The sequence below is a fragment of the Micromonospora sp. NPDC050187 genome, from assembly GCF_044459745.1.
GTDB lineage: Bacteria > Actinomycetota > Actinomycetes > Mycobacteriales > Micromonosporaceae > Micromonospora.
Genome location: NZ_JBITJH010000003.1, coordinates 245,463 through 263,448 on the forward strand (window position 1 = coordinate 245,463; position 17,986 = coordinate 263,448).

17 protein-coding genes and 1 tRNA gene are annotated in these 17,986 nt (G+C 71.9%); 12 read left to right on the forward strand and 6 right to left on the reverse strand.

Going from position 1 to position 17,986, the window contains the following annotated elements; translation table 11 throughout:
* Positions 1-117: 117 nt before the first annotated feature.
* The gene (gene aceE / locus ACIBJE_RS06905; protein ID WP_396744078.1) at positions 118-2,868 is read right to left on the reverse strand and encodes a pyruvate dehydrogenase (acetyl-transferring), homodimeric type; all 2,751 of its coding nucleotides are present in this window, start codon (positions 2,866-2,868) and stop codon (positions 118-120) included.
* Positions 2,869-3,236: 368 nt separating this feature from the next.
* On the opposite strand from aceE, the gene ACIBJE_RS06910 reads away from it, so the two are divergent.
* From ACIBJE_RS06910 to ACIBJE_RS06945, 8 genes are all read left to right on the forward strand, one after another.
* Positions 3,237-3,641: a secondary thiamine-phosphate synthase enzyme YjbQ gene (locus ACIBJE_RS06910; protein ID WP_396744081.1), complete on the forward strand. Its 405-nt coding sequence runs from the start codon at positions 3,237-3,239 to the stop codon at positions 3,639-3,641.
* Positions 3,642-3,691: 50 nt separating this feature from the next.
* The gene (locus ACIBJE_RS06915) at positions 3,692-5,425 is read left to right on the forward strand and encodes a DUF4139 domain-containing protein (protein WP_396744084.1); all 1,734 of its coding nucleotides are present in this window, start codon (positions 3,692-3,694) and stop codon (positions 5,423-5,425) included.
* A gap of 143 nt (positions 5,426-5,568) precedes the next feature.
* Complete coding sequence (locus ACIBJE_RS06920; protein WP_396744087.1) at positions 5,569-6,051, forward strand: MarR family winged helix-turn-helix transcriptional regulator; 483 nt, start codon at positions 5,569-5,571, stop codon at positions 6,049-6,051.
* Positions 6,052-6,164: 113 nt separating this feature from the next.
* Positions 6,165-8,534, forward strand: coding sequence for a transketolase C-terminal domain-containing protein (locus ACIBJE_RS06925; RefSeq protein ID WP_396744548.1), 2,370 nt, complete (start codon positions 6,165-6,167; stop codon positions 8,532-8,534).
* Positions 8,535-8,647: 113 nt separating this feature from the next.
* Entirely contained in the window at positions 8,648-9,085 is a 438-nt protein-coding gene (locus ACIBJE_RS06930; RefSeq protein WP_396744089.1) for a DUF3052 domain-containing protein, read from the forward strand.
* A gap of 64 nt (positions 9,086-9,149) precedes the next feature.
* Positions 9,150-9,617 (forward strand): peroxiredoxin, encoded by a 468-nt coding sequence (locus tag ACIBJE_RS06935; protein WP_377661317.1) that lies wholly within the window; start codon positions 9,150-9,152, stop codon positions 9,615-9,617.
* 79 nt (positions 9,618-9,696) lie between these two features.
* Positions 9,697-9,768: transfer RNA gene (locus tag ACIBJE_RS06940), tRNA-Val, on the forward strand.
* Between the two features lie 285 nt (positions 9,769-10,053).
* Positions 10,054-10,194, forward strand: a complete 141-nt coding sequence (locus tag ACIBJE_RS06945; protein ID WP_396744093.1) for a hypothetical protein — start codon at positions 10,054-10,056, stop codon at positions 10,192-10,194.
* A gap of 411 nt (positions 10,195-10,605) precedes the next feature.
* Here the strand turns inward: ACIBJE_RS06945 and ACIBJE_RS06950 are convergent, their stop codons facing one another.
* Positions 10,606-10,902, reverse strand: coding sequence for a hypothetical protein (locus ACIBJE_RS06950; RefSeq protein ID WP_396744096.1), 297 nt, complete (start codon positions 10,900-10,902; stop codon positions 10,606-10,608).
* Between ACIBJE_RS06950 and ACIBJE_RS06955 the strand changes: the two genes are divergently transcribed.
* Positions 10,902-11,411, forward strand: coding sequence for an ester cyclase (locus ACIBJE_RS06955; RefSeq protein ID WP_396744099.1), 510 nt, complete (start codon positions 10,902-10,904; stop codon positions 11,409-11,411). The genes ACIBJE_RS06950 and ACIBJE_RS06955 overlap by 1 nt on opposite strands.
* Positions 11,412-11,744: 333 nt before the next feature.
* Here ACIBJE_RS06955 and ACIBJE_RS06960 read toward each other — a convergent pair whose 3' ends face one another.
* Together ACIBJE_RS06960 and ACIBJE_RS06965 are read right to left on the reverse strand one after the other, a co-directional pair.
* Positions 11,745-12,668, reverse strand: a complete 924-nt coding sequence (locus ACIBJE_RS06960; RefSeq protein ID WP_396744102.1) for an FG-GAP repeat domain-containing protein — start codon at positions 12,666-12,668, stop codon at positions 11,745-11,747.
* Positions 12,669-13,061: 393 nt separating this feature from the next.
* Positions 13,062-13,382, reverse strand: a complete 321-nt coding sequence (locus tag ACIBJE_RS06965) for a hypothetical protein (RefSeq protein WP_396744105.1) — start codon at positions 13,380-13,382, stop codon at positions 13,062-13,064.
* Between the two features lie 124 nt (positions 13,383-13,506).
* Here ACIBJE_RS06965 and ACIBJE_RS06970 point away from each other — a divergent pair, with 124 nt between their 5' ends.
* Both ACIBJE_RS06970 and ACIBJE_RS06975 read left to right on the forward strand, forming a co-directional pair.
* Positions 13,507-14,073 (forward strand): GNAT family N-acetyltransferase, encoded by a 567-nt coding sequence (locus ACIBJE_RS06970; protein ID WP_396744108.1) that lies wholly within the window; start codon positions 13,507-13,509, stop codon positions 14,071-14,073.
* Between the two features lie 198 nt (positions 14,074-14,271).
* Positions 14,272-15,069: an alpha/beta fold hydrolase gene (locus ACIBJE_RS06975; protein WP_396744111.1), complete on the forward strand. Its 798-nt coding sequence runs from the start codon at positions 14,272-14,274 to the stop codon at positions 15,067-15,069.
* A gap of 76 nt (positions 15,070-15,145) precedes the next feature.
* Here the strand turns inward: ACIBJE_RS06975 and ACIBJE_RS06980 are convergent, their stop codons facing one another.
* Positions 15,146-16,081, reverse strand: coding sequence for a phosphotransferase family protein (locus ACIBJE_RS06980; protein WP_396744114.1), 936 nt, complete (start codon positions 16,079-16,081; stop codon positions 15,146-15,148).
* A 246-nt stretch (positions 16,082-16,327) separates the two neighbouring features.
* Here ACIBJE_RS06980 and ACIBJE_RS06985 point away from each other — a divergent pair, with 246 nt between their 5' ends.
* Positions 16,328-17,467, forward strand: coding sequence for a polysaccharide pyruvyl transferase family protein (locus ACIBJE_RS06985; RefSeq protein WP_396744117.1), 1,140 nt, complete (start codon positions 16,328-16,330; stop codon positions 17,465-17,467).
* Positions 17,468-17,575: 108 nt separating this feature from the next.
* Here the strand turns inward: ACIBJE_RS06985 and ACIBJE_RS06990 are convergent, their stop codons facing one another.
* Complete coding sequence (locus tag ACIBJE_RS06990; RefSeq protein ID WP_396744119.1) at positions 17,576-17,779, reverse strand: hypothetical protein; 204 nt, start codon at positions 17,777-17,779, stop codon at positions 17,576-17,578.
* Positions 17,780-17,986 lie beyond the last annotated feature (207 nt).

A 17,986-nucleotide genomic window follows, 5' to 3' on the forward strand; every position in this document is an offset into this window, starting at 1 on the left:
GCCAGGAACTCCCGGGCCACCGCCACGGTTTCGGATAAGACGAGGACCGGCCACGGTCCGGACACGACGAGGGCCCGGCGCGGTCGTCCCGCGCCGAGCCCTCGTCGTGTCGTCAGATCAGGAGTCGCCGCCGGTCTCGCCGACCGGAGCGGCGTTGACGTCTCCGATCGCGTACTTGCGGGCCGCCTCGGCCGGCACCTCCGCCGGCACCACACCGCGCAGCGCGAGCTGCCGCAGCGTCGCGACGGCCACCGACTCGGCGTCGACGTGGAAGTGCCGGCGCAGCGCGTGCCGGGTGTCCGACATGCCGAACCCGTCGGTGCCCAGCGAGGTGTAGTCACCCGGTACCCAGCGGGAGATCAGGTCCGGTACCGCGCGCATCCAGTCGCTGACCGCGACCTTCGGCCCGTCGGCGTCGGCCAGCTTCTGCTGGATGTACGGCACCCGCTGCTCCCCGCCCGGGTTGAGCAGGTTGTGCTCCTCGCACTCCACCGCGTCGCGGCGCAGCTCGGTCCAGGAGGTCACCGACCAGACGTCGGCGGCCACACCCCAGTCCTGGGCGAGCAGCTGCTGGGCCTTCAGCGCCCACTGCATGCCGGTGCCCGAGGCCAGGATGTTGGCCCGGGGGGCGTCCCCGTGGGAGTTCACCGACGGGGCGGGGGAGTAGCGGTAAATCCCCTTGAGCAGCCCCTCGACGTCCACCTCGGCCGGTTCGGCCGGCTGGAGGATCGGCTCGTTGTAGATGGTCAGGTAGTAGAAGACGTTCTCCTGCGCCTCGCCGTACATCCGGTGCAGGCCGTTCTCGACGATGTGCGCGATCTCGAACGCGAACGCCGGGTCGTATGCGACCACCGCCGGGTTGGTGGCGGCGATCAGGTGCGAGTGGCCGTCCTCGTGCTGGAGGCCCTCACCGTTGAGCGTGGTCCGGCCGGCGGTGGCGCCGAGCACGAAGCCCCGGGCCATCTGGTCGGCCGCCGCCCAGAACCCGTCGCCGGTGCGCTGGAAGCCGAACATCGAGTAGAAGATGTACAGCGGGATCATCGGCTCGCCGTGCGTGGCGTACGCGGAACCGGCCGCGGTGAACGAGGCCACCGAACCGGCCTCGTTGATCCCCTCGTGCAGGATCTGCCCGGTGGTGGACTCCTTGTACGACAGGAACAGCTCCCGGTCGACCGAGGTGTACTTCTGGCCGTGCGGCGAGTAGATCTTCTGCGTCGGGAAGAGCGAGTCCATCCCGAAGGTGCGCGCCTCGTCCGGGATGATCGGCACCCAGCGCTTGCCGAACTCCTTGTCCTTCATGATGTCCTTGAGCAGCCGGACGAAGGCCATCGTGGTGGCCACCTTCTGCTTGCCGGACCCGCGCTTGACGTCGGAGAACCGCTCGCTGCCGGGGATGACCAGGGGCTTCTGCTCGGTCCGCCGGGACGGCAGGTAGCCGCCGAGCTGCTGCCGCCGCTCGCGGAGGTACGCCATCTCCTCGGAGGACTCGCCCGGGTGGTAGTACGGCGGGAGGTAGGGGTTCTCCTCCAGCGCCTTGTCCGGGATGTCCAGGTAGAGCCGGTCGCGGAAGGTCTTCAGGTCCTCCAGCGTCAGCTTCTTCATCTGGTGGGTGGCGTTCCGGCCCTCGAAGTGCGAGCCCAGCGTCCAGCCCTTGATGGTCTTGGCCAGGATCACCGTCGGCTGCCCGGTGTGCTCCATCGCCGCCTTGTACGCCGCGTAGAGCTTGCGGTAGTCGTGCCCGCCGCGCTTGAGGTTCCAGATCTCGTCGTCGCTGAGCTGCTCGACCATCTTGCGGGTCCGCTGGTCGCGGCCGAAGAAGTGCTCCCGTACGTACGCCCCGGACTCCGCCTTGTAGGTCTGGTAGTCGCCGTCGGGGGTGGTGTTCATCAGGTTGACCAGCGCGCCGTCGGTGTCCGCCGCGAGCAGCGGGTCCCACTCCCGGCCCCAGACGACCTTGATCACGTTCCAGCCGGCGCCCCGGAAGAACGCCTCCAGCTCCTGCATCACCTTGCCGTTGCCCCGGACCGGGCCGTCCAGCCGCTGGAGGTTGCAGTTGATCACGAAGGTGAGGTTGTCCAGCTCCTCGCGGGCGGCCACGCCGATCGCGCCGAGCGACTCGACCTCGTCCATCTCGCCGTCGCCGAGGAACGCCCAGACGTGCTGCTGGCTGGTGTCCTTGATGCCCCGGTGGTGCAGGTAGCGGTTGAACCGAGCCTGGTAGATCGCGTTCAGCGGGCCGAGGCCCATGGAGACCGTCGGGAACTCCCAGAAGTCCGGCATCAGCCGCGGGTGCGGGTACGACGGCAGGCCACCACCCGGGTGGGACAGCTCCTGCCGGAAGCCGTCGAGCTGGTCGTCGCTCAGCCGGCCCTCCAGGTACGCGCGCGCGTACATACCGGGGGAGGCGTGCCCCTGGTAGAAGATGTGGTCGCCGCCACCCGGGTGGTCCTTGCCCCGGAAGAAGTGGTTGAAGCCGACCTCGTAGAGGGAGGCGGAGCTGGCGAAGGTGGAGATGTGACCGCCCACGCCGATCTCGGGACGCTGCGCCCGGTGCACCAGCATCGCCGCGTTCCACCGGATGTACGCCCGGATCCGCCGCTCGATGTGCTCGTCACCCGGGAACCACGGCTCGCGCTCCGGCGGAATGGTGTTGATGTAGTCGGTGGTGGTCAGCGACGGCACCCCCACCTGACGCTCCCGGGCCCGCTCCAGCAGGCGCAGCATGACGTAGCGCGCGCGCTTGGTTCCGCGCTCGTCGATGACCCCGTCGAGCGACTCGACCCATTCGCTGGTTTCTTCAGGGTCGATGTCCGGAAGCTGGCTCGGCAGACCGGCGGTGATCACCGGGCGCTTGCGTTCCGTGGCCACAGGCGTTCCCTCGGTTGTGTGTGGGATAGGTCTCTAGCGCCATCCTGCCCTCTGGTGGCACCCCTCGTCACGTCTGCCTCCCCCAGACGCGACGCTCAACACAGGTACCGACCAGTAACTTTCGACCGGGTTGCGACCGGCGCCCCAGCAGGTCCGCCAAGTGCGCTTTCACGCCCCGGGTGGACGCGCCGGTTCGCTACCCGTTCACCGCGCGGCAACACCGGGCCGTGGTCAGCGCGGCAACCGCCGGCCGGCGGGTGGCTGGTCCGGCTCCGACAGCGGTGGCTTCTCGGGCGGCGGCGACAGCGGCGGCGGCTACTGACGCCACGGACCTGCCCCACCGCGCCGGCTGCGGCAGAATGCGGCGTATGCGCAGTGAGGTGATCACCGTCCAGACCGGTTCCCGGCCCACCGTCCGGGACATCACCGCCGAGGCCGAGCGGTTCGTCTCCGGTCAGGGCGACGGCCTGCTGCACGTCTTCGTGCCGCACGCGACCGCCGGACTGGCGATCATCGAGACCGGCTCGGGATCCGACGACGACCTGCTGACCGCGCTCGACGAGCTGTTGCCCACCGACGACCGGTGGCGGCACCGGCACGGGGCGCCCGGCCACGGCCGGGACCACGTGCTCCCGGCGTTCGTCCCGCCGTACGCGACCGTGCCGGTGCTCGCCGGCCGGCTGGCCCTCGGCACCTGGCAGTCGATCTGCCTGGTCGACACCAACGGCGACAACCCCACCCGGAAGGTCCGCTTCTCCTTCCTCCCCGCCTGATCCCCTCACCCGACCGGGCGGTGGTGCGGGACAGGACTACCCTCGCGGCGATGAAGGCAGAGAACGTCGACGCACCCATCGTCGCGGTGACCGTCTACGCCGACCGGGCCCGGGTCACCCGGCGCGGCAGCGTCCCCCTGGGCACCGGCGAACACCGACTGCGGATCGGGCCGCTCCCGCTCAACCTGCGCCGGGACTCGCTGCGCGTCGGCGGCCGGGGACCGGCCACCGTGCTCGGTGTCGACCTGGTGACCCGACACCAGGCGCGCAGCACCGACGAGCAGGCCAGCGACCTGGAGCAGCGCCGCCGGGCGCTCACCGACGAACTGGCCGCGCTGGACGGCGCGGACGCCGTCGAGGCCCAGCGGGCGGAATTCCTCACCCTGCTGTCCCAGCGCGCCGGCGGGACGTACGCCCGGGCGTTGGCCAGCGGCGACGCGGCCCCGGGGGACGTCGCCGCCTTCGCCGACTCGGTCGCCGGGCAACTCGCCGCCGGGTACGAACGGCAGCGGGAGCTGGCCCGGCGGCGGACCGACGTGTCGGAGTCGCTCGCGGCCGTCGACCGGCAGCTCAAGGACGTGCGCGCCAAGCGGGCGCCGGACCGCCTGTTCGCCGAGGTGACCGTCCTGGTCACCGACGAGGCCACCACCGACGGGTCCGCCACCACCGACGGGTCCGCCGCCACCGACGGGTCCGCCGCCACCGCCGGGTCCGCCGCCACCGCCGGGTCCGCCGCCACCGCCGGGTCCGCCGCCACCGCCGTCCCCGCTCCCGCCGCCTCCGTCGTCGACCTGGAACTGGAGCTGACGTACGTGGTGGACGGCGCCCGCTGGCAGCCCTCGTACGACCTGCGGCTGGTCGACGAGGTCGTCACGTTGACCTGGTTCGGCCTGGTCAGTCAGGAGACCGGCGAGGACTGGCCGGAGTGCCGGCTCGAACTCTCCACCGCCCGCCCGTCGGTGACGGCGACCGTGCCCGAGCTGTCGCCCTGGTACCTGGACCGCGTCCGGCCGCTGCCCCCGCCGATGCCCATGTCGGCGCCGTCCGGCGGTGCGGTCCCGAGGTCGGCCCCTCCGGTCGGGACGTTCGGTGCGGCGGAATCCGCCCGTGCCGGTGCGTCCCGGTCCGCTCCGGTACGACAGAGCGTCGCCGAGGTGGAGCAGGGGATCGCCGCCGCGACGTACCGGCCGGCCCGGCCGGTCGCGGTACCGGCCGACGGCACGGCGCACCGGGCGACGGTCGCGGTGCTGGACCTGCCGGCGACCCTGGACCACGTGACCGCGCCGGTCCGCGAGCCGGTGGCCCACCTGCGTGCCACCGTGCGCAACACCTCCACGCACACCCTCCTGCCCGGCCCGGCGGCCATCTTCCACGGCGCCGACTTCGTCGGCAGCACCCGGTTGCGGGCCTGGGCACCGGGGGAGGAGACCGAGTTGGCGCTCGGACTGGACGACCGGGTGCGGGTGGAGCGGAAACTGACCCGGCGCAGTGACACCCGTGCCACGCTGGGCTCGACGCGGCGGCGGGACGTGGAGTACGTCATCACCGTCGCCAACCACACCCCGCGCGTGGCGACGGTGACCGTACGGGACCAACTGCCGGTCTCCCGGGACGAGGGCGTGGTGGTCCGGGAGACGCGGCTCGACCCGACTCCGGACGAGCGTACGGAGCTGGGTGAGCTGACCTGGCGGCTGCGGCTCGCACCCGGCGGGACCGGCGAGGTTGCGCTGGGCTTCCGGGTGGAGCTGGCCAAGGGGGTCGACCTCGCCGGCTGGCGCGACTGACCCGCACCCGGACCGGTGGCGGGGGCTCCGGCCCCCGCCCCGACCAGGGGCGGAGGGGCTGCGGAAGGGCCCGCCGGCGCTCCGGTGAGCATGCCATCGGCGAGAACGATGCCGATGGATGATCAACCCGTAGGATGTAAGACATGACTCAGGGCACCGTGACCTCCGCCACTCCTGGGGTGGCCGACAGCGCGGGGCTCGCCGGGGAAACGGTGCGCCGGATCATGCACCTCGCCTCCGCGATCCGTCACTACCAGGACGTCGACATCGCGGAACTGGGCCTCACCCCGGCGGTCGCCCGTGCGTTGCACGAACTCGACCCCGACCACCCCGTGCCCGCCCGGGACCTCGCCGAGCAGCTCCGCTGCGACCGTTCCAACGTGACCGCCCTGGTCGACAAGCTGGAGCGGGCCGGACTGGTCGAGCGCCGGGTCGATCCCGCCGACCGGCGGCTCAAGACCCTGGTGGTGACCGAGGCGGGCCGGAAGGTGCGCGCCCGCGTGCACCAGGTGCTGTCGGACTCCCGACTGCTCGACGCCCTCGGCAACGACGAACTGGCCGCGCTGCGCCACCTCGTCTGGAAAGTCTCCGGCAACTGCTCTCCACCGGACTGCGGCCACGACTGACCCGGCCGGAACGCGCGGACCAGGGCAGGAACCACGGGGTCGACGGGGCCGCCGGCCGGGCGGCGATCCCCGCCGGTCCGTGTCTGAGTGGGCAGGGTTGGCCGTTGTCGGTAATGCTGTGCGACGTGACCACCCCGCAAGATCTCGACGACCGGTTCCGGGAGAGCCTGGCCGCGCTGGCCGGTGCGGCGCAGCGACGGGACCCGGACCAACCCGTCCGGGACGGCGCCACGCTGACCGGGACGCGAGCGCTGGAACTCTTCGACGCGCAGGTCACCAGCCGGCAGCTCGACCTGGCGGCGCGCTGGCTGCGCAGCTTCGGGGAGGGCTACTACACGATCGGCTCCGCCGGGCACGAGGGCAACGCGGCGGTGGCCGCCGCGCTGCGCCCCACCGACCCGGCGCTGCTGCACTACCGCTCCGGTGCGTTCTACTGCGTCCGCGCCGCCCAGGTTCCGTCCGGGGATCCCGATGCGGACGCCCCGGGCGGGGACGACGCCGACGGCGCGACGCCCGGCCCGCACGCCGGTGCGATGCGGGACGTGCTGCGCGGCATGGTCGCCTCCGCCGAGGAGCCCATCGCCGGCGGCCGGCACAAGGTGTTCGGTCGGGCCGACCTGGCGATCGTCCCGACCACCTCGACCATCGCCTCCCACCTGCCCCGCGCGGTCGGCATGGGGCTGGCGCTGGAACGGCTGCGCCGGCTCGACGGCATCGGCCGGCGGCTCGGGGGCCGGACCGGCGGCGCGGGCCTGAACCGGCCGTCGTGGCCGTCGGACGCGCTGGTGGTCTGCTCGTTCGGGGACGCCTCGATCAACCACGCCAGCGCCACCGCCGCGCTGAACACCGCCGGCTGGTGCGACCACGCCGGACTGCGGGTGCCCGTGCTGTTCGTCTGCGAGGACAACGGACTCGGCATCAGCGTCCGCTCCCCGGAGGGCTGGGTGGAGGCGACGCTGCGATCCCGGCCGGGAATCCGCTACTTCGGCGCGGACGGGTGCGATCTGTTCGAGGCGTACGAGGGGGCGGCCGAGGCCGCGGCCTGGGTTCGTCGGCACCGGCGTCCGGCCGTGCTGCACCTGAGCACCGTCCGGCTGATGGGGCACGCCGGAGCGGACGTCGAGACCGCGTACCGGGGCACCGACGAGATCGCCGCCGACCTGGACCGGGATCCGCTGCTGGCCACCGCGCGGCTGCTCGTCGACGCCGGTCTCGCCGACCCCGCCGAACTGCTCGCCCGCTACGACGAGATCGGCTGGGAGGTCCGCAAGACGGCCGAGGAGGTCATCGGCGAGCCGAAGCTCACCTCGGCGGCCGAGGTCGTCGCCCCGCTCGCACCCCGCCGACCGCTCCGGGTGGCCCGCGTGGTCGCCGACGCCGCCGCCCGCGCCAGCGGCCCCGGGGCGACCGCCCGGGCCGCCGCGTTCGACGGGAAGCTCCCCGAGCTGGCCGGGCCGTTCACCCTCGCGCAGAGCGTCAACGCCGCGCTCGCCGACGGCATGCTCGACCATCCCGAGATGGCCGTCTTCGGCGAGGACGTCGCCGCCAAGGGCGGGGTGTACGGCGTGACCAAGGGGCTGCGCGAGCGCTTCGGCGTCTCCCGGGTCTTCGACACGCTCCTCGACGAGACCTCGGTGCTCGGGCTCGGCCTCGGCGCGGGAATGGCCGGGATGCTGCCGGTGCCCGAGATCCAGTACCTCGCGTACCTGCACAACGCCGAGGACCAGCTGCGCGGCGAGGCCGCGACGATGCAGTTCTTCTCCCGGGGGGCGTTCCGCAACCCGATGGTGGTGCGGGTGGCGGGGCTGGCGTACCAGGAGGGGTTCGGCGGGCACTTCCACAACGACAACTCGGTGGCCGTACTCCGGGACGTGCCCGGCCTGGTGGTCGCGGTCCCGGCGCGGGCCGGCGACGCCGCGCCGATGCTGCGCTCCTGCCTGGCGAGCGCGGCGGTGGACGGCAGCGTCTGTGTCTTCCTGGAGCCGATCGCGCTCTACCACACCCGGGACCTCTACGTCGACGGCGACGGCGAGTGGCTCGACCCGTACCAGGGACCGGGCGGCTGGGTGGGCGCGCACGTGCCGATCGGTCGGGCCCGGGTGTACGGCGTCGGATCGGCCGAGGACATCACCATCATCACGTTCGGTAACGGGGTGCGGATGTCGCTGCGCGCGGCGGCGCATCTCGCCGCCGAGGGGGTCGGCACCCGGGTGGTGGACCTGCGCTGGCTCTCGCCGTTGCCGGTGCCGGACATCATCCGGGAGGCCTCGGCGACCGGTCGGGTGCTGGTGGTGGACGAGACGAGGCGCTCGGGAGGGGTCGGCGAGGGGGTGATCGCGGCGCTGGTCGATGCCGGGTATGTCGGGGCTGCCCGGAGAGTTGCCGCAGTCGACTCATTTGTGCCGTTAGGCCCGGCCGCGCGGCAGGTTCTGGTGTCGGAGGAAGCCATTACCCAGGGTGCCCGTACGCTGCTGGCGCGGTAAATTCCGTTCCACCCGGTGCGCCACTTGCGCCGGAGGGCTCGAGTGTGTGGACTTTGCCTAACGGTGTCGGAGGAGATGCCGGGAGCAGCGACGAGATGAGGAGGCACGCGACAGTGAGCGCGACCGCTGGTCAGGCCGCCGACGGGGTACGCAGCCTGGCGGACCGGTTCGGGATCGAGCCGGGGATGGTCGTCATGGAGATGGGGTACGACGAGGACGTCGACCACGATCTCCGGGACGCCCTTACCGACCGCTGTGGAGAGCTGGTCGACGAGGACACCGACGAGGTGGTCGACGCGGTGCTGGTCTGGTACCGGGACGGCGACGGTGACCTCTTCGAGCTTCTCGTCGACGCCCTCGGCCCGCTGGCCGACAACGGCGTCGTGTGGCTGCTGACGCCCAAGGCCGGGCGACAGGGGCACGTCGAGCCGAGTGAGGTCGCCGAGTCCGCGCAGACCGCCGGTCTCCAGCAGACGTCGACCATCAACGCCGGCCGGGACTGGAGCGGTGCCCGTCTCGTCCCGCGGCGTGGGTCCAAGAGCAAGAAGTAGCGTCGCCACCCCCGCCACCGGGTGTGGCAGGCTGGTCCCACCCGTGACTAACCAAGGAGCTTGTATGCCGATCGAGGTTGGCGCCGAGGCGCCGGACTTCGTGCTGAAGGACCAGAACAACCAGGAGGTCCGCCTCTCGGACTTCCGTGGCAAGCGCACCGTGCTGCTGGTCTTCTACCCGCTCGCCTTCACCGGCATCTGTCAGGGCGAACTCTGCGAGGTGCGGGACAACCTCAACGAGTACGTCAACGACGACGTGCAGGTCCTCACTGTGAGCGTCGACTCGGTCTACGCGCACAAGATCTGGGCCGAGAAGGAGGGGTACCAGTTCCCGCTGCTGGCCGACTTCTGGCCGCACGGGGCGGTCGCCCAGGCGTACGGCGTCTTCAACGAGGTCGCCGGCATCGCCAACCGGGGCACCTTCGTGATCGACAAGGCCGGTGTGGTGCGCTTCGCCGAGATGAACATGCCCGGCGAGGCCCGCGACCAGCAGGGTTGGCGCAAGGCGCTGGCGGAGACCGCCGCCGCCTGAGATCCACCCGGCACACGGTTCGACCGGCCGGTGGTCGGCAGGTAAGCTGCCAGCCACCGGCCTGCCGTACCGGGCGTCCGGGCGCGTAGCTCAGTGGGAGAGCACTCGCCTTACAAGCGAGGGGTCGCAGGTTCGAAACCTGCCGCGCCCACATCCTGACCAGCACACCAGCAGGGCACCGGACGGCCGGTGCCCTGCCTCGTCTCGATCGTCGTCTCGGTCCCCAGAACCTGTCGCACCCACCAACCACCACCAGCGCGGAAGCGCCTCTGAAGATCAGGTTCCGGCCGTCGACAGCAACGGTGACAGCAACCGGCGTCACGACAACCGCCCGCCGGAGCTTGCCGAACGCCTGACGCATCACGTCAATGCCGCGTACCTGATCGACGTCGCCCGCTCGTACCTGCATGTCGATGACCCGGTCAACGCCGGCCGGGTGCTGATCGAGGCCGACCGGATCGCACCGGCCGAGATCCGCCACCGACCAGCCGGCCGGGATGTACTCGCCGAGATCGCCCGTGACCCCGCCGCCCCGACGACGCTCACCCACCTCGCCGTCACTCTCGGGGTGGGCTGAGCGGTGACCGCGCCGTTCCTGTCCCTGGCACAGATCCGCAACCGATTGATCCTCACCGTCCGAGCGATCCTCCGCGACCATCGACCCGGACCCGATAGCCGCTGTCCGATCTGCCGGACCGCAGGGTGTTCGGTGGCGACCGCCGCCCGTAACGTCCTGCGCACCGCCGAGGAAGTACAGCAGCGGAGTACCGCAACCGAGCCGACCACACCCGACCCGGACGACCCTCAGCAGGCCGGATGACCTCGGACGACACCCGATCCGACCGCCTCGCCGACGGTTCACACCGAACAGTTCATTGATTCGATCCCGGTATCGCCCATCATCGACATAACGCAGAAGAGGCACCCTCGAGAGAGGGTGCCTCTTCTGCGGCAGCTGACCAGCGGCCAGAAGGTGAGAGGTTCCTATCTACCAGTTGCAGTTGGCGGCCGGGATCCAGCCGTCCTGCCCCGGCGCCTCGGCCCCGTGGCCGTAGTACCAGGTGCCGATGTCACTGCCGCCGTAGATCGAGTGGACGCGGAAGCCTCGCCCGGGGCTCAGGGTGCGGAGGACGTTGCCCCAGGGCTGGTCGCGCAGCCAGGTGGCCTGGTTGGTCACGCAGATGTCACCAGGGCTGTCGCTGGCGACGGCCGGCGTGGACACCACGGCCGACCCGGCGGCGACGACGGCCATGACCGCCAGCACGCGTACAACATTGCGCTTCAATGCGCTTCCTCTCGATCGGGTGCCTTGCGGGCGGACCGATTATGCCCAACGCCTCTGACATGGCAAGTCGGGCAGCCCGGGCACAGACCCTCCTCATGAGGTCGGACGACGCCCGCTTCTCGACGTGGGACACTCACCAGGTCGATGCCTTCGTCGACCTGCTCGCCGATGCCTTCGTGCTCCGCGACACCACGATCAGCGCGCCGATCACCACCAGGGACGGCGTGCGTGACTACGCCCGGGCGTGGCTGACCGCCTTTCCGGACATGCGGATTCGCCGTACCAGCCGCCTCGTGGACGAGGCTGACGACACGGTCGCCGCCGAGGTGGAGTTCACCGGCACGAACACCGGTCCCCTGACGGTGGGTGCGAGGCAGGTGCCGCCGACCGGCAAGGCGGTTGTCGGGCGGGGAGCGTACTTTGCTCGGATGAAGGCCGGCCGGTTCGTGGAGCTCAGCTTCCACCCCGACCAGGCGGGCGTCCTGGCGCAGCTTGGCCTGATGCCCTGACCCCGGCGTGCAGACGACACCGCCACCAGCACCGCCGCGCCTGACAGGATCAGGCACGGCGTGACGACGAGATCAGGACGCCACCGGGGCCGTGGTCGCGCTACCGCCTGGGCCGACAGGCTGGGGGCGAGCGGCAGCACGAAGAGGCCGTCCGCCAGGAAGAGACGAGCGGGCCGCCGGACGGCCGGCGGCCCGCTCTGGTTCCTACCGGCGGACGTCGCGAACGTCGCCGCCGAACGTGGGATGCCAGTCGCTCTGGCTGGCTGGCGCCTCGTGCCCGAGGGAGGTGACTCCTGGTGGAGCTACCTGCGCATCCGCGTGTCCCCTCGACGACTACTGCGCCAGGGCGATGTTCCCGAAGCTGCTGCCGATCGCCGCCGGCGAGTTGTAACCACCGGTGCCGTTACCGTGCCACCGGTAGAGGTTTCCGTTTCCGCCTGCGTAGTACTGGATGGCCACGAGGTCGCCCCGGCCGTCTCCGTTGAAGTCGCCCAGGCCGGACAGGCTGCCTTCGTAGGCGGTCCACCCGCAGCCGAGCTGCACGCCGCTGCTGATTCCGCCGCTACCGTTGCCGTTGAACCGGTACAGGCAGCCGTTGCTCGAGTTCACTCCGACGAGGTCGGCGTCCCCGTCGCCATTCAGGTCGCCCGCGCCGGTCAGGTTCCCGCGGTAGCCGTCCCATCCGCTGCAGCCGAGTTGCACGGCAGCGGCGAAGCCGCCGTTGCCGTTGCCGCTCCAGCGGTACAGGCACCCGTTGCTGTCACTGATGCCGACGAGGTCCCCGTCCCCGTCGTTGTTGAGGTCGCCGGCGCCGGCGAGGCTGAAGGAGAAGGGGCTCCAGCCGCAGCCGAGCTGCACGCCGCTGCCGATTCCGCCGCTACCGTTGCCGTACCACCGGTACAGGCACCCGTTGTCGTAGTTGATGCCGACCAGGTCCCCGTCGCCGTCGCTGTTGAGGTCACCCGGGGTGGCCAGGCTGTCCCGGTACGGCAGCCATCCCGTGCCCAACGTGACGCCGCTCTGGATGTCGCCGCTGCCGTCGCCCTTCCAGATGTAGAGCGTGTCGTAGTTGACGCCGATCACGTCGCCGATACCGTCGCTGTCGAAGTCGTTGCGCTTGTCGGCGATCGTAGTCGGTGCCGCACCCTCCGCCAGGGTTGCCGACTCCGTGTCGGTGATCGTGGCCTGTGCCGGGCTTCCCGCCAGGGTTACCGCCCCTGCCGCCGCGACCGCAAGGGCAGCGATCCATCTCCGCATTGACACACTCCTCCCGTGACACGGCGCCTTTCGCGCAGAGTGCGCGGAAGGTCACCGTGAGTGGGGACGTTATCAATCCCTGCTGGGTGGTCGAGCGCCGATTTCCCCCTGCGGGCGGGAGTTTCTGTGGTGATGCGTCCTGGTCTGTAGGTATATTTTTGCATTCAAAGTGACCGATGTCTCAGTGAGGGTGCGAAGCGTCGACGGACGATGCGTGTCGGTTGCGGAAACATCCGTTGGCCGGCCCGGCGCCCGTCAGCCGCGCCTGTTCCTCGGCTGGACACGGAACGGGCCGCCGGTGGTCCGGCGGCCCGCTGCCGGTGCTCCGGCGGCCGTCATGTGTTGAGGCAGCCCCGCCCCTCGCCAAACTGGGACTTTAGCCGCTACGGCAGCTCAGCCAGGGCAGTGCACGTGGCTCTCGAGGATCCACCCGTCCGTGGTGTCCGCCTCGGCGCCGTGGCCGAAGATCCAGATGCGGCCGTGGACGTCCCGGATGCTCGACAGGTGGTAGCGGAACCCGCGACCGGCGTGCAGCGTACGCAGGTAGCCGACCCCGCCGTAGCTGTCGTACGAGGCGAACAGCCATCCGTTCGAGCTGAGGTTGCAGAGCAGACCGAACGTGCCAGTGGCGTGTGCGGGGGTCGCCGTGGCCAGCGTCCCACCACCAACGGTGATCGCCAGAGCGGCGAACAGGCTGACAAGTTTCCGCCTCATGGATTTCCTTCCCGGCTTACGGTTCGTCGAACCCGGGAAGTGTCGCATTACAGATCCGCGACGGTGTATGGGAAGGGTTTCCCAGGGCATGACCGGGCCCGGCACCGGCGCATACGCTCGGCGGATGGTCGGCCCGTTCTCCACCGCGCGTCTGGTCCTGCGTACCTTCACCCTGGACGACCTCGACGACGTCTGGGCCTACCAGCGCCAGCCGGAGGTGGCCCGGTTCATGTCCTGGTCCGCCCGGGACCGCGAGCAGTCCCGCCGATCACTGGAGCAGATGGTCCGCGAGGACGGGCTCCGCGCCGAAGGCGACTGCCTGGCCCTGGCGGTCGTCCGCCGGGACACCGGTCGGGTGGTGGGTCACGTGGAGCTGGTGTGGCGCAGCCGTGAGCACCGGCGGGGCGAGCTGGGGTACGTCCTCGACCCGCGCCACCAGGGCCACGGCTACGCGACGGAGGCCGCCACCGCCCTGCTCCGGTACGGCTTCGAGGAGTTCGGCCTGCACCGGATCGTCGCCCGCTGTTCCGCCCGGAACACCACGTCGGCCCGACTGGCGGAGCGACTGGGCATGCGCCGGGAGGCGCACTTCCGGGAGTGCGCGTTCGGCAAGGAGGAATGGCGGGACGAGTACGTCTACGCGATGCTCCGCGCCGAGTGGACCCGGACCGCGCACCGGCGCGGCGGTTGACCGCGCACGGCGTGTCGACCAGGCGGACCACGCGGAGCAGGTACTCCTCACGGCGTAACCGCTCGGGCAGGCTCACCGGCGTCGACATGCGCCAGGACCGGTGGGATCCGGGCCACCGGTTTACCGCGCCCGGCCGGACTGTCCGGCCGGGCGGGGGGAACTACCGAGGGTCCGACGATCCGTGGGCCGGAGGGGACCGTGAGCTACGCCGACGTCAACGGGGTGCGCCTGTGGCACGAGAGCCACGGGTCGGGCCCTCCGCTGGTGCTGCTGCACGGGGGGATCGGCACCGGGGAGATGTTCGCGTCGGCCCTGCCGGCGTTCACCGCCCACCGCCGGGTGGTCACCGTCGATCTCCAGGGGCACGGTCGGACGCCGGACGTGGACCGTCCGCTGCGCCACGAGACGCTGGCCGACGACGTGGCCGCCCTGCTCGACCAGATCGGACTGGGCGAAGCGGACGTCCTGGGGTACTCCCTCGGCGGCGCGGTCGCGCTGCGCACCGCGATCCAACATCCCGGCCTGGTCCGCCGGCTGGTCTGCGTCTCCGCCCCGTGCCGCCGCGACGGGTGGTACCCCGAGGTGCTCGCCGGCATGGCGGGCATGGGGGAGGGGACCGCCGCCGAGAGCCGGGCCTCGGCGGCGTACGCGCACCACACGCGGGTCGCCCCGAGACCGCAGGACTGGCCGGTGCTCTGGACCAAGCTGGGCGCCCTGCTGCGGCGTGACTACGACTGGTCCGCCGAGGTGGCCGCCCTGACCGTGCCGACCCTGCTGGTCTTCGCCGACGCCGACGCGGTGCGTACCGCCCACATGGTGGAGTTCTTCGGCCTGCTCGGCGGCGGCCACCACGACGCCGGTCCGGACGGCGCCGACCGGCCCATGTCCCGGCTGGCCGTCCTGCCCGGCCACACCCACCACGACATCGTCGGCTCACCCGCCCTGCCGGCGGCCGTGCTGCCCTTCCTCACCCACCCGGTACGCCCACCCGGCTGATCCGCCCCGCCCGACGCCGCCGCTGGCCGCCCGACGTCCCGCCGCTGGCCCGTCTCCGCGCGTCGACGGGCGGAGGTCAGCGCAGGCGGTGGGCCAGCCAGGGCAGGAGCGCGTCGCCCTGGGCCCGCTGGAACGCCCGTACGGTGGGGATGCCGGGCGGTGCGGGCAGCCGGGCCGCGTCCAGGAAGAAGCCGGCCCACCCGGCGAGCACCCCGGTCACCGAGTCCGGGTCGACGTCGGCGGTCAGCGGCCGGGAGCGCAGCAGCGCCTCGGGGTCGTGCCCGCCGTACAGCGCGACGTTGACCAGCAGGATCACGCTGTCCAGCCAGGCCGGCCCCCGGCAGGCCCACGGCCAGTCGACCACCGTCACCCGGCCGGCCGCGTCGACGAGCAGGTTGTCCGCCCGTACGTCGACGTGGCAGAGCGTGTCGCCGGCCAGCGCGGCAAGGCCACGGTCGGCGGCGGCACGCAGCGCGGCCAGGTGCCGCCGTGCCCAGGGGTCGAGGTCGTCCGGCGGATCGGCGACGATCCGGTGCCAGCCGGCGAAGTCGTACCCCAGGCTCTCGGCGGCGGTGGGCGCGTGACCGGCCGGCGCGGGGGTGAGCACGGCGGCCAGCGCCGCCAGGGTGTCCAGGACGGCGGCCAGCTCGTCGGCGTGCCACGGGGTGACCGGGTGGCGGCCCTCGACGTCGGCGTAGACCAGCGCCACCCAGTCGCCGTCGTCGTGACAGCCGAGCAGTCGGGGCACCGGTGCGTGCGCGGGCAGGGCGGCGGCGTTGCGGGCCTCCTGCCGGTGCAGGTGAGGGCTGCGGTCGTTCTGGGCGGAGCTGACCGCCTTGACGAAGGCGCGCCGTCCGTCGGCGGTGCGCACCCGGTCGGCGGTGCCGGGGGAGAAGCCGCCCGGCTGGGACACCGCCGCCACGACCTCGCCCCCGATGATCCGCTCGACCTCCGTCCGCACCCCGGTCGGCAGGTCGGCCCAGCCGATCCGGCGGTTCGTGGTGGTGTTCATCCGTCCACGGTGGCCGGGCCCACCCCGGCCGGGCAAGCGGATTGGTCGCGACCCGCGCGTGCGTCGACTGCGCGACCCGGTGGGGCGGTCGCGTCCGGTTCCCGGGGAAGGAGCCGCCCCTCCACGGGGCGGTCGCGTCCGGTTTTAGCGGAAGGAGTCGCCCGGCCCCGCCGCACCGTTACCCGCGAGCAGGCATGGCCGGGGCGGGGACGGGTAGGCGCGGGAACCGGCGAGGGGAGGGCGGCAGTGGGAGAGCTGACCATCGGCGTGCTGGGCTCGTACGGGGGGCGCAACCTCGGGGACGAGGCGATCCTGACCGCCCTCCTGGCCGACCTGCGCGACCAGCAGCCGCGTGCCCGGATCGTCGTCTTCTCCCGAAACCCCACGCACACCCATGCCCACCATCCGGGGGTGGAGGCTGTGCCGTGGGAGGGAGTGAGCCGGGTCGACTCGGCAGCCGTCCTCGACCGGCTCGACCTGCTCATCCTCGGCGGCGGCGGGATCCTCTACGACCGGGAGGCCCGCCGCTACCTGCGGGTGGTGCGGGTCGCCCAGGAACGCGGCCTGCCGCTGCTGACGTACGCGGTGGGGGTCGGGCCGCTGACCGAGGCCGTGGACTGCGGCATGGTCCGCGAGACGCTGACCAGCGCCACCGAGGTGACGGTGCGGGACGAGGAGTCCCGCGTGGTCCTGGAGGAGGCCGGCCTGCTCACCCCGATCACGGTCACCGCCGACCCGGCGTTCCTGCTGGAACCGGAGGACTTTCCCGCCCAACTGCTGCGCGAGGAGGGCGTACCGAACGGCAAGCGGCTGGTCGGGATGAGCGTGCGGGAACCGGGCCGGGCCGCCGAGCGGCTGGACGTGGACGCGTACCACCGCCTGCTCGCCCAGGTCGGCGACTTCCTGGTGCACCGGATCGACGCCGACGTGGTCTTCGTGCCGATGGAGCGCGACGACATCCGCCACTCGCACGGCGTGATGTCCCACATGACCGCCGCCGACCGGGGACGGATCCTGCACGGCGACTACTCACCACCGCAGGTGCTGGGGCTGATGCGCCACTTCGACCTGGCTGTCGGGATGCGCCTGCACTTCCTGATCTTCGCCGCGAGGGCGAACATCCCGTTCCTGCCGCTGCCGTACGCCGGGAAGGTCTTCGACCTCGCCCAGCGGCTCGGCGTGCCGGCGCTCAAGGGGGTGGCCCGGGAGGTGGAGGGCCCACTGTTGGCCGAGGTCGACCGGCTCTGGGACGAACGCGACAGGCGTGCCGAGTCCGTCTCCCGCCGGGTGGCGGAGATGTGCGAACAGGCCCGGAGTACGTCCCACGTGACCCGGGCGGTGCTGGACGGTCTGCGTTCCCGTGCCCTCGCCCGGGTCAGCGCCTGACCACCGCTCCGGCCCGCGCTGCCTTCTGCTCTCGCTGGGGTGTGTGCAGGGGACCCTTCCTCGGCAGAAAACGGTAATAGGGGACCCCTGCTACCACCACAGCTGTGGTCAGGTGGCGGGGCCGCGCCAGCAGTAGCGCCAGGCCGGTTCGCCCTCGGCAGACTCGAGTTCGTAGATCTCCGCGCCGGCCAGCCCGGTGGTGCCGAGGTGGTGGTGGGTCAACGGCGGACGGCCGTTCGGGTCCAGCTCGACGGTGACCGTCTCGCCGTCGAAGGCGCCGCCCACCAGGGGAATCTCTGCCGTGGATGCCATGGCCCCCATCCTGCACGTACCCCGCCCGGCCCGCACGGCTATGCCGCGACCAGAACCCGCCGGCACCGGTGGGGGACACGCCGCGCGGACCTCGGGATCCAGAGGCGGCGTTTCGGGCGGAAAAGGGACCGCGGGGTGTCGGCGTCCCTCGCTACGGTCGACGCATGGCCGAGACCACGATCCACCCGTCCATCGATCCCACGCTCG

What these genes read in the sequence shown, in the direction of transcription:
- ACIBJE_RS06915 (WP_396744084.1), top strand. Translation starts at nt 3,692, where the DNA reads ATGAAGGCAGAGAACGTCGACGCACCCATCGTCGCGGTGACCGTCTAC.
- ACIBJE_RS06990 (WP_396744119.1), bottom strand. Translation starts at nt 17,779, where the DNA reads ATGGCATCCACGGCAGAGATTCCCCTGGTGGGCGGCGCCTTCGACGGC.
- ACIBJE_RS06965 (WP_396744105.1), bottom strand. Translation starts at nt 13,382, where the DNA reads ATGAGGCGGAAACTTGTCAGCCTGTTCGCCGCTCTGGCGATCACCGTT.
- ACIBJE_RS06955 (WP_396744099.1), top strand. Translation starts at nt 10,902, where the DNA reads ATGCGCTTCCTCTCGATCGGGTGCCTTGCGGGCGGACCGATTATGCCC.
- ACIBJE_RS06935 (WP_377661317.1), top strand. Translation starts at nt 9,150, where the DNA reads ATGCCGATCGAGGTTGGCGCCGAGGCGCCGGACTTCGTGCTGAAGGAC.
- ACIBJE_RS06910 (WP_396744081.1), top strand. Translation starts at nt 3,237, where the DNA reads ATGCGCAGTGAGGTGATCACCGTCCAGACCGGTTCCCGGCCCACCGTC.
- ACIBJE_RS06980 (WP_396744114.1), bottom strand. Translation starts at nt 16,081, where the DNA reads ATGAACACCACCACGAACCGCCGGATCGGCTGGGCCGACCTGCCGACC.
- ACIBJE_RS06970 (WP_396744108.1), top strand. Translation starts at nt 13,507, where the DNA reads ATGGTCGGCCCGTTCTCCACCGCGCGTCTGGTCCTGCGTACCTTCACC.
- ACIBJE_RS06960 (WP_396744102.1), bottom strand. Translation starts at nt 12,668, where the DNA reads ATGCGGAGATGGATCGCTGCCCTTGCGGTCGCGGCGGCAGGGGCGGTA.
- ACIBJE_RS06920 (WP_396744087.1), top strand. Translation starts at nt 5,569, where the DNA reads ATGACTCAGGGCACCGTGACCTCCGCCACTCCTGGGGTGGCCGACAGC.
- ACIBJE_RS06925 (WP_396744548.1), top strand. Translation starts at nt 6,165, where the DNA reads ATGCTGTGCGACGTGACCACCCCGCAAGATCTCGACGACCGGTTCCGG.